This window comes from Clostridium sp. LIBA-8841 (assembly GCF_057782475.1).
Window position 1 is genome coordinate 3,347,221 of the sequence record NZ_CM173488.1, and the last position, 10,280, is coordinate 3,357,500.

The following is a 10,280-nucleotide window of genomic DNA, read 5'->3' on the forward strand; positions in this document are numbered from 1 at the left end:
TGAATTTTAGTCTTTTTTATCTAAAGCTTAGAAACTCTTCATAACAGATTGAAAAGACAATAATCTTAAAGTTACTGGCTATAGCACATACAATATTAGATTAATACTAAAAATTAATTTTTTAAATATTCATTTACAGAATCTCCAACTTTATATCCTTCTTTTGCTGCTACATCAGATAGTTCATAGGCATGTAATACATTACCACAAGCAAATATACCATTTTCTGATGTTTCAAAATTTTCATTAACCAAAATAGTTTCGCTACTATTTGATATTCTTAATCCCATCTTTTTGCCTAAAGCACTTTCTGGTATCCATGGAACGGATATTAAAAGAGAATCACATTTTATAAAACTCTCCTCTTCTCCACCTTTGCTTATCATTACTCCCTCAACTCTCTCAGTACCTAATACTTCATTTACTGTGTATCCAAGCTTAACAGGAATATTAAATTCCTCAATTATATTTTCAGCAATATATTGAGAAGAATTAAGATACTCTTTACTCTCAATAATAGCTCCTATTTTAGCACCTTCTATAATAAGTCTTCTAGCAACAATCATATCACTATCATGTGAACCTATTATAACTATATTTTTACCTGGAAGATATCCATAAAGGTTTATAAACCTATGTGCTGTTCCTGATGTATATATGCCTGTGAATTTATTTAAAGGAACACTTACGTTACCCTTAAACTTTTCTCTACTTCCAGTAGCTAAAACTATTGCTTTAGTCTTCATCCTTTTCATACCTTCATCAGGATTAACATAGCTTATTTCTTTTTCTTTAGTTATTTCTAATACAGTGGTATTTAACTTAACATGAATACCTAGTTCACGAACCTTAGTGACAAAGTATTCCACAAACTCACTGCCAGTAACTGCTTCTCCTAAAGTTTCTTTTCCAAATCCACAATGAATACATTGGTTTAAAACTCCGCCTAAAACATCTTCTCTTTCAAGAAGAAGAACTCTATCTATGCCATTTTCTTTTGATTTTATAGCTGCAGCCATACCACTTATTCCGCCACCTACAACTACAACGTCATATTCACATAAAATATTCTCCATATTACAAAAATGTTTTCTCCTCTCAAAAGTATTATAATTTTATAACCTTACTAGAAGTATTCATAGATTCTACTATAGTGTACATGTTGCTTATTTCACCTATAGCTAAGTCTTCTTTTATTCCATAAAAATCTAAACATGTTCCGCAGCTTAAAATCTTAACGCCACGTTTTTCTAAAGTTTTTAATGACTCCAATACTTCTGACTCTTTAACTGTAAGTTTAACTCCGCCATTTAAGAAGATAAGTTCCTTTGGTATAATATCATTTTCTGATAATGTGTATAAATAACCTTTCATAAGGATAGTTCCTAAGTCATCATTTCCTTCTCCTAATTTATCAGTACTTACCACAATTACAAAATCATCTTCATTCTTTGCAACTTTAGTTTCACCATTCTTTTCTATATTAATTATATAATTTCCGTCTTTTTCTATAGCATTACAAGTATATCCACAACCATCAGCATATTTACAGATATTATTTTTAGCCACCTCATTATCAACTACTACTTCTGCAATACCTTCTTCTATTGAATCAAAATATTTTTTTGTATTTATTACCGGCATCGGACAAGCCATACCTATACAATCTATTTTTTTCATGACCTCACCTCTTAAAATAATCTATACTATAAAGATATCATATTTTTATGAATTGAGAAAATCAAAGTTCATCTAAAAAAGTTCTTTTTAACCTTTTTTGTAATAATTCCTTCATACTATTAACATATTATTTTATGATATAATATTAACTAGCTTTTAATAATTAAAGAAGGGGTGTTTTGATGCAAGAAAAAGTAAAGGTAAATAACGGTCTTGCTAAATTAAAAGAGTCTCTTAATAAAAATGCTTTAATAAGACTAGGTTTTTATATATTCACATTAATAGCCGTAGTTTTAAAAGGAGCGCTTTTTTTAGGTTTCTCTCTAAATCAAGATCCACGTGTGCTTAATTTTGGATTAGGATATAGACAAGCTAGTTATTTTTTAAATTATTACATAGCATTTGCAGCAATATTCATAAGTATATGTTTCTTATTTAAAAACAAAGGTAAATTTTTCTCATTAATAATTGTAGACTTATTTATCTCTATACTTACAATGATGGATATCTGGTATTTTAGAGGATTCCAAACAGTTCCATCAATAATGCTATTAAAGCAAACTGCTAATTTAGATAATCTTGGAGATAGTATTTTTTCCATGGCTACTCCATATGACTTACTATTTTTCGTAGACTTTATTATTTTAATAATAGCTTTCATAATTTTTAGAAAAAGCTTTAAAAACTGTAAGTCTAACTGGAAGGGTACTTTAGTTGTTTTAATTATCTCAATTTGTTACATAGGTTATGTTCCTTTTAACGTTAATGTTTTAAAAAGAGAAAATGTTAAAAACTCATACTTATTTAGCAACTATGACCCAACTGATACAGTAGAGTATTTTTCACCAGTCGGTTATCATATTTTTGACATATATAATGTTTACAAAAATTCTAAACCGTATGAAATGACAGCAGAAGATCAAGCACAAATAAAAGAATACTATGATTTTAAAAATGAAAATCTACCTGATAATGAATACAAGGGAATGTTCAAAGGAAAGAACTTAGTAGTAATACAAGTTGAATCTCTTGAAGACTTTGTTATAAATCAAAAAATAGATGGACAAGAAATAACTCCAAACATAAATAAGTTATTAAATAATTCTATTTATTTCCCTAATATATTCGAACAGGTTAATGAGGGTACAAGCTCTGACTCTGACTTAATGGTTAATACTTCTATGCTTCCATTAAGACAAGGAAGTACTTTCTTTAGAAATCCAGCTACAACTTATAACTCAATGCCTAACATCTTAGAAAAAGACGGATACAGTACTATTGCTATTCATCCAGATAAAGGTTCATTCTGGAACTATGCTCAAGGATTAACTGGCATAGGTTTTGATAAGTTTGTAGATTACTATTCATTTAATCACGATGAAACTATTGGAATGGGAATAAGTGACGGAAGCTACTTCAAACAAGTTGCACCAATGCTTAAAGAAATGAAACAACCATTCTACGCATTTACAGTCACTTTAACAAGCCACGGACCATTCGATTTACCAAAAGATTACCGTGAATTAAAACTTAGTCCTGAACTTGATAATAATGTTTTAGGAGGATACTTCCAAAGTGTTCATTACACTGATGCTCAAATAGGTATGTTCATAGACTTATTAGAAAAAGAAGGCCTTTTAGAAAACACTGTTGTTGCAATAGAAGGTGACCATACTGGTCCTCATAAATATTACAATAGTAATATTGAATCATTATCTAACCCAGAGTCTTGGTGGCTAGACAATGGAAATCATACAGTTCCATTAGTTATTTATAACCCAAGTGTTAAGACTCCTGTAAAAGATGATGTTTATGGTGGCCAAATAGATATAATGCCAACACTTTTATACTTATTAGGTGTTGATAACAATGTATATCAAAATACAGCTTTAGGTAGAAACTTATTAAATACTAATAGATCTTACGCAGTCTTAACTGATAGAACTGTAAAAGGAGAACTTACAGATAAAGAAAAACAAATAGTAGGTAATTCATTAGATTTATCTGATAAGATGATTAGAGCTAATTACTTTAAAGATAAGATACCTAATAATAATTAAAGAAAAGAGCTGAATTTAATATTTTAAATTCAGCTCTTTCTTTAATCTTTATTAGGTTATTTTTTTAGCTCCATATACATTTTCAACAGTTTCATTCCAGTACTTAACGTAATCCCCTACAGCCCATTCAGCCATAACAATTTTTTCATCACTATTTATGTTAATCTCTCCTAACCTTTCACCTAAACGGCCATCTGTAATCTTATATATTGACAATTTATCCTTAGCTAAGGTTATCGCTATTTTTCCATTTGGTGCTGTCACAACATCTCTAACATCTCTTCCTAATGATGAAACTTGACTCCAAGGAACCGCTAACGTATCATAGTTTATCAATATAGGCACTGGATTTATATTTATATCAAATGGTTCAGAATTATCAAATGATTTCTTTTCATTTAATAAACCTTCTAAATGCCAATTTCCATTTTTTCTCTGAAGAGTTATATTAGAATATTTATTTTTAGTATAATATTCTTTTCCATCTATATTATATTTCTGAATAGCTTTTTCTTCACTCTTATTATAATTTTCCTCTTGTTCTTTTCCAAAAAGATTAACTATGTCCATACTTTTATATGTATTCATAGTATCAATTGGTATTATGTTATATTCATTATAACTTCCTTTGAAGTCATCTCCTGAATAAGATTCTAACCCAATATAATCATTTCCTACAAAAGTTATTTCTTCATATATTCCTTTTTTAGTTTGTTCACCTTTTACTTCTTTTTTATCATTTGGATCCTTCTTTCTACTTGTAACTTCAAGTTTATTTTCCATTACACCATTTTCAAAATTTGAATCTAAACTTATGTTTGAGAATCCATTAACTCTTGGTAATAATAAAGAGTCTTCTAAAACCATTATAGGCTGAAGTTCATTATCAATTACAGATATCCATAATGTTTTATAATCAGCCTTCTCAAAATCATCTTTTTCTACGTGAGCTGGCTCTTTAAGCCCAAGTAAAATTCCTACATCCTTTTGATAATATTCTGGACTTATACTTTTTACGGAATACGTATTTCCTTGGTCTACAACCACCTTTTCTGAACTCTTAGTAGATGCCTGTGGAACACTAGAAACTTTCTTTAATTTAATTAGATTATCAGATAATAATATATATGCCTCATTTTCATTAATTGAAATCATATTTAAATATGTTTTATTGCTATCATATATGGCCGTAACATCTATATAATCACTTTTTATTGTATCCTTTATTTCCTTCTTAATTTCTAAATCATCTATTTCTTTAAAGAACACATTTCTTTCTACTCTTTTTAACTTAAAATTAGGATTTGCTATAATGCTTACACCATTTACTACTAACTCATTCTTACTTATATTAATAAATTCTCCTTTTTCAAAGCGAAAAGTTCCATCTGTACTCTCTATATTGTTTTGACTATTATCATGTAATTTACTTACTACTTCCCATTCTCCTAATATCTTTATATTATCTGACTCTGGTGGAGTTATTTTAGATACATCAAAAGATTCATTTTGAGAACATCCTGTCATAAAAATACTAATAATCATAAAGAAGATTATATAAATTTTTTTCATAAAACACCTCTTTTAATTAATTTAACTCATCCTCCACACTGCTTATTAACTTTTTAGGTAAATATATAGTTACCTTTGTTCCCTTACCTAGTTCACTATATATTTCTAAAGTTCCCTCATGTAGGGCTATAATTTCATCACATATAGATAATCCTATACCATTTTGTGACTTTGAATTTTTCCCCTTATAAAATTTCTCTTTTACTCTAGGTAACTCTTCTTTACTTATTCCACATCCAGTATCAATTATATTAATATATATACCTTCATCAGCATATAAGAAATCTATTATTATACTTTCATTTTCATGAGTAAATTTAAACGCATTATCTAGTATATTTATGAATACCTGCTTTAGCCTATCCCTATCTCCAACTATTATAAAATCTTCTTTTTCAATTCCTTTTAGAATAAGCTGCTTATGTTCTCTTTCCGCTCTAGGATTCATATATAATTTTAAGTATTCTATAAAATCTTTTAAGTTTATTTCTTCATATTTTAATTTAATTTTCCCACTAACGAATTTTGAAAAGTCTAAAAGTTCTTCAACCATATTACTTAGTCTATCAGCTTCCTTTTCAATTATGTCAAAGCCCATCTTTAATGTTTCTCTATCCGTAAACTCGTTATTTAAAGTTATAGCCCACCCTTTTATAGATGTTAATGGTGTTCTAAGTTCATGAGAAACTGAAGATATAAATTCATTCTTTAATCTCTCTCTATTTTCGATTTCCTCAGCCATTATATTAAGACTATCAGCTAACTTTTCAATCTCATCATTGGTAACAATTTTATTCCTTACTTTTAAATTTCCCTTAGCCATCTGTTCTGAAACTTTTATTAATTCTGATATTGGATTTACTATACTATTAGCTAAAAAATAACTTAATATTATACCTATAGCTAAAACTGTTAGTCCTATTACAATAAATACTAAGAAAAAGTTTAGTATAAAATTATCAACATTTCTAAGTGAACTTATATATCTTATAACTCCTACAATTTCATTAGACGAATTTCTTAATGGTGCTGAAATAGCCATTACCTTACCAGTATAATCTGGAGCCGTTCCAACCCATTTAGCGGTATCTCCTTCTAAAGCTCTTTTTACATCTATAGGTATAGTATTCTCTTTTTGCTCTAGTCCTATAGAATCCATTATCAATTGCCCTTTTAAATCATAAATTTGAACTTGAGCCTCTGTTTGCTTCCAAAATATATCCACATCTTCATAAACATTTTCTTCTAAACTAACATTTGATAAATATCTCTTATAAAAATCAACAGATATATTTATTTGACTTAATAATATTTCTTCTGTATTTTGATAATAATACCTAGAAATAAAAATCAAGAACATGGCTGAAACTATAATAATAGTTGATAACAAAACAACTAAAAAGTTTTTCATTAGCCTAGTCTTTATACTTTTCATAAACTATACTCCTATCTTTCACCTCTATATCTTTTAATAAGTTAGGTAACCTTAAATACTATCTTTTCCATCTATAGCCTGTTCCCCAAACAGTTTCTATGTACTTAGGTTTTGAAGAATTATCCTCTATTTTTGCTCTTAATCTTCTTATATTAACATCAACTATTTTGGGATCTCCAAAGAAATCAATTCCCCAAACCAAGTTTAATAATTCATCTCTAGTAAATGCCTTACCTGGATTTTGCATGAATATTTTCATCAATAGAAACTCTTTAGGTGTAACATCTATTTCTATCTCTTCTTTATATAAACTTTGAGAATATAAGTCTAACTTGAAGCTATCAACTTCTATGCTATCACTATTATTTTCTTCACTTATTCCCTCTAATCTCCTAATTAAAGCTTTCACTCTTAAAGTTATTTCTAATGGATTAAATGGTTTTAAGACATAGTCATCCGCTCCAAATTGAAGCCCCATTATTTTATCCATATCTTCCCCTTTAGCAGTTAACATTATTATGCCCATCTTAGGAAAACTTTCCCTCAAGGTTTGGCATACTTCAAAGCCACTCATTCCAGGCAACATAACATCTAATATAGCTATATCTGGCTTTTCTATTAATGCTTTTCTTACTCCTTCTTCTCCGCTTTCACATTCTATAACTTGAAATTTCTCTCTTTGAAAATTTATTCTTAAAAAACCTCTTATGCTTTCTTCATCTTCTACAAGTAAAATCTTCATCTCTACAACTCCTTATATTCCATTAAATTTCTCTAACATATTTAAACTATTTAAATTTCAATAAACATTCTCAATATTATTATCATATTCTTTTTTATTATATACAATATTGAACTTTCTTTAATTACAAATAGCTTACACTAAAAATATCGAATTAAATAAAATTTTTATTTTAAATACAAAAAAAGTTATAAACTAATAAAATATTAATTCATAACTTACTTATCTATTTTAAATTAATTTTGAATAAAAAAAATGGCTCCTCGGAGAGGACTCGAACCTCCAACCTATCGGTTAACAGCCGAGTGCTCCACCATTGAGCTACCGAGGAACATTTTATTGAAAGATTTTGTTCTTTCAAAATTGCACATAATTAATACTATATTTGGTCAAGCCCTCGATCTATTAGTATCGGTCAGCTGAACATGTTACCATGCTTACACCCCCGACCTATCAACCTTGTGTTCTTCAAGGGATCTTACTAGCTTACGCTATGGGAAATCTCATCTTGAGGTTGGCTTCACGCTTAGATGCTTTCAGCGTTTATCCATTCCCGACTTAGCTACCCAGCTGTGCTCTTGGCAGAACAACTGGTACACCAGAGGTCAGTCCATCCCGGTCCTCTCGTACTAAGGACAGCTCCTCTCAAATTTCCTACGCCCGCGACGGATAGGGACCGAACTGTCTCACGACGTTCTGAACCCAGCTCGCGTGCCGCTTTAATGGGCGAACAGCCCAACCCTTGGGACCTACTTCAGCCCCAGGATGCGACGAGCCGACATCGAGGTGCCAAACCTCCCCGTCGATGTGGACTCTTGGGGGAGATCAGCCTGTTATCCCCGAGGTAGCTTTTATCCGTTGAGCGATGGCCCTCCCACGAGGTACCACCGGATCACTAAGCCCGACTTTCGTCCCTGCTCCACTTGTGGGTGTCGCAGTCAGGCTCCCTTCTGCCTTTGCACTCTACGAACGATTTCCGACCGTTCTGAGGGAACCTTTGGGCGCCTCCGTTACTTTTTAGGAGGCGACCGCCCCAGTCAAACTGCCCACCTAACAATGTCCTGTGACCAGATTCATGGCCGCCAGTTAGAATTTCAGTACTGTCAGGGTGGTATCCCAAGGATGACTCCACCAAGGCTGACGCCCTGGTTTCCTAGTCTCCCACCTATCCTGTACAGACAATACCAAAACTCAATGCTAAGCTACAGTAAAGCTCTACGGGGTCTTTCCGTCCAATCGCGGGTAGCGAGCATCTTCACTCGCACTACAACTTCGCCGGATTTACAGTTGAGACAGTGCCCAAGTCATTACGCCATTCGTGCGGGTCAGAACTTACCTGACAAGGAATTTCGCTACCTTAGGACCGTTATAGTTACGGCCGCCGTTTACTGGGGCTTAAGTTCACACCTTCGCTTGCGCTAAGTGTTCCCCTTAACCTTCCAGCACCGGGCAGGCGTCAGCCCCTATACATCAGCTTACGCTTTAGCAGAGACCTGTGTTTTTGCTAAACAGTTGCTTGGGCCTATTCTCTGCGGCCTACTCTCGTAGGCACCCCTTCTCGCGAACTTACGGGGTCAATTTGCCGAGTTCCTTAACTGTAATTCTTCCGCCGGCCTTAGGATTCTCTCCTCACCTACCTGTGTCGGTTTGCGGTACGGGCACTACTTCTCTCTCTAGACGCTTTTCTTGGCAGCGTGGAATCATGTACTTCGGTTCCGTAGAACCTTCCCCATCACGCCTCAGCATTATGAAAGCGGATTTGCCTACTTTCACTGCCTAAACGCTTAGACTAGCATCCAATAGCTAGCACACACTATCCTCCTGCGTCACGCCATCGATAATAACGATGGTAGTGGTACTGGAATATCAACCAGTTGTCCATCACCTACGCCTTTCGGCCTCGGCTTAGGTCCCGACTAACCCTCAGCGGACGAACCTTCCTGAGGAAACCTTAGGTTTTCGGCCTGTGGGATTCTCACCCACATCTCGCTACTGATGCCAACATTCTCACTCGTAACCAGTCCACCGCTCCTTACGGTACGACTTCAGCCCGGTTACGACGCTCTCCTACCGCTTGAACTAAGTTCAAGCCCGTAGCTTCGGTGGTAAGTTTAGCCCCGTTACATTTTCGGCGCAAGATCTCTCGACTAGTGAGCTATTACGCACTCTTTTAATGAGTGGCTGCTTCTAAGCCAACATCCTAGTTGTCTTAGAAATCTCACATCCTTTCCCACTTAACTTACACTTTGGGACCTTAGCTGACGATCTGGGCTGTTTCCCTTTTGACCACGGATCTTATCATTCGTAGTCTGACTGCCGAGCTCAAAGTATGTGGCATTCGGAGTTTGATAAGGTTCGGTAAGCGCTATGCCCCCTAGCCCATTCAGTGCTCTACCTCCACTACTCATACTCGACGCTAGCCCTAAAGCTATTTCGGAGAGAACCAGCTATCTCCGGGTTCGATTGGAATTTCTCCGCTATCCACAGCTCATCCCATGCTTTTTCAACAGCAACGTGGTTCGGTCCTCCACGAGGTTTTACCCTCGCTTCAACCTGGCCATGGATAGGTCACCCGGTTTCGGGTCTACGGCATGCAACTAGTCGCCCTATTCAGACTCGGTTTCCCTTCGGCTCCGTACCTTAAGTACTTAACCTTGCTACATACCGTAACTCGTTGGCTCGTTCTACAAAAAGCACCTCATCACCCTCATAAGGGGCTCTGAGCGGTTGTAGGCACACGGTTTCAGGTTCTATTTCACTCCCCTCCCGGGGTTCTTTTCACCTTTCCCTC

At 33.9% G+C, this 10,280-nt stretch carries 6 protein-coding genes, 1 tRNA gene and 1 rRNA gene (1 of these 8 running past the window's edge); 1 reads left to right on the forward strand and 7 read right to left on the reverse strand.

Going from position 1 to position 10,280, the window contains the following annotated elements; genetic code table 11:
- Positions 1-113 precede the first annotated feature (113 nt).
- On the reverse strand, positions 114-1,076 hold the full coding sequence (locus AC2A4K_RS14745; RefSeq protein WP_322503237.1) for an NAD(P)/FAD-dependent oxidoreductase: 963 nt from the start codon (positions 1,074-1,076) through the stop codon (positions 114-116).
- A gap of 31 nt (positions 1,077-1,107) precedes the next feature.
- Positions 1,108-1,680, reverse strand: a complete 573-nt coding sequence (gene yedF, locus AC2A4K_RS14750) for a sulfurtransferase-like selenium metabolism protein YedF (RefSeq protein WP_322503238.1) — start codon at positions 1,678-1,680, stop codon at positions 1,108-1,110.
- Between the two features lie 182 nt (positions 1,681-1,862).
- Here yedF and AC2A4K_RS14755 point away from each other — a divergent pair, with 182 nt between their 5' ends.
- Positions 1,863-3,740 (forward strand): LTA synthase family protein, encoded by a 1,878-nt coding sequence (locus AC2A4K_RS14755; RefSeq protein ID WP_322503239.1) that lies wholly within the window; start codon positions 1,863-1,865, stop codon positions 3,738-3,740.
- A 51-nt stretch (positions 3,741-3,791) separates the two neighbouring features.
- Here the strand turns inward: AC2A4K_RS14755 and AC2A4K_RS14760 are convergent, their stop codons facing one another.
- The 5 genes from AC2A4K_RS14760 to AC2A4K_RS14780 all read right to left on the reverse strand — a co-directional run.
- Entirely contained in the window at positions 3,792-5,312 is a 1,521-nt protein-coding gene (locus tag AC2A4K_RS14760; RefSeq protein WP_322503240.1) for a hypothetical protein, read from the reverse strand.
- 16 nt (positions 5,313-5,328) lie between these two features.
- A complete protein-coding gene (locus AC2A4K_RS14765) occupies positions 5,329-6,747 on the reverse strand; it encodes a sensor histidine kinase (RefSeq protein ID WP_322503241.1) in 1,419 nt (472 codons plus the stop codon).
- Between the two features lie 58 nt (positions 6,748-6,805).
- Positions 6,806-7,489 (reverse strand): response regulator transcription factor, encoded by a 684-nt coding sequence (locus tag AC2A4K_RS14770; protein ID WP_322503242.1) that lies wholly within the window; start codon positions 7,487-7,489, stop codon positions 6,806-6,808.
- Positions 7,490-7,745: 256 nt separating this feature from the next.
- Positions 7,746-7,820: transfer RNA gene (locus tag AC2A4K_RS14775), tRNA-Asn, on the reverse strand.
- 54 nt (positions 7,821-7,874) lie between these two features.
- Positions 7,875-10,280 (reverse strand): 23S ribosomal RNA (locus AC2A4K_RS14780); it runs 498 nt beyond the window's last position.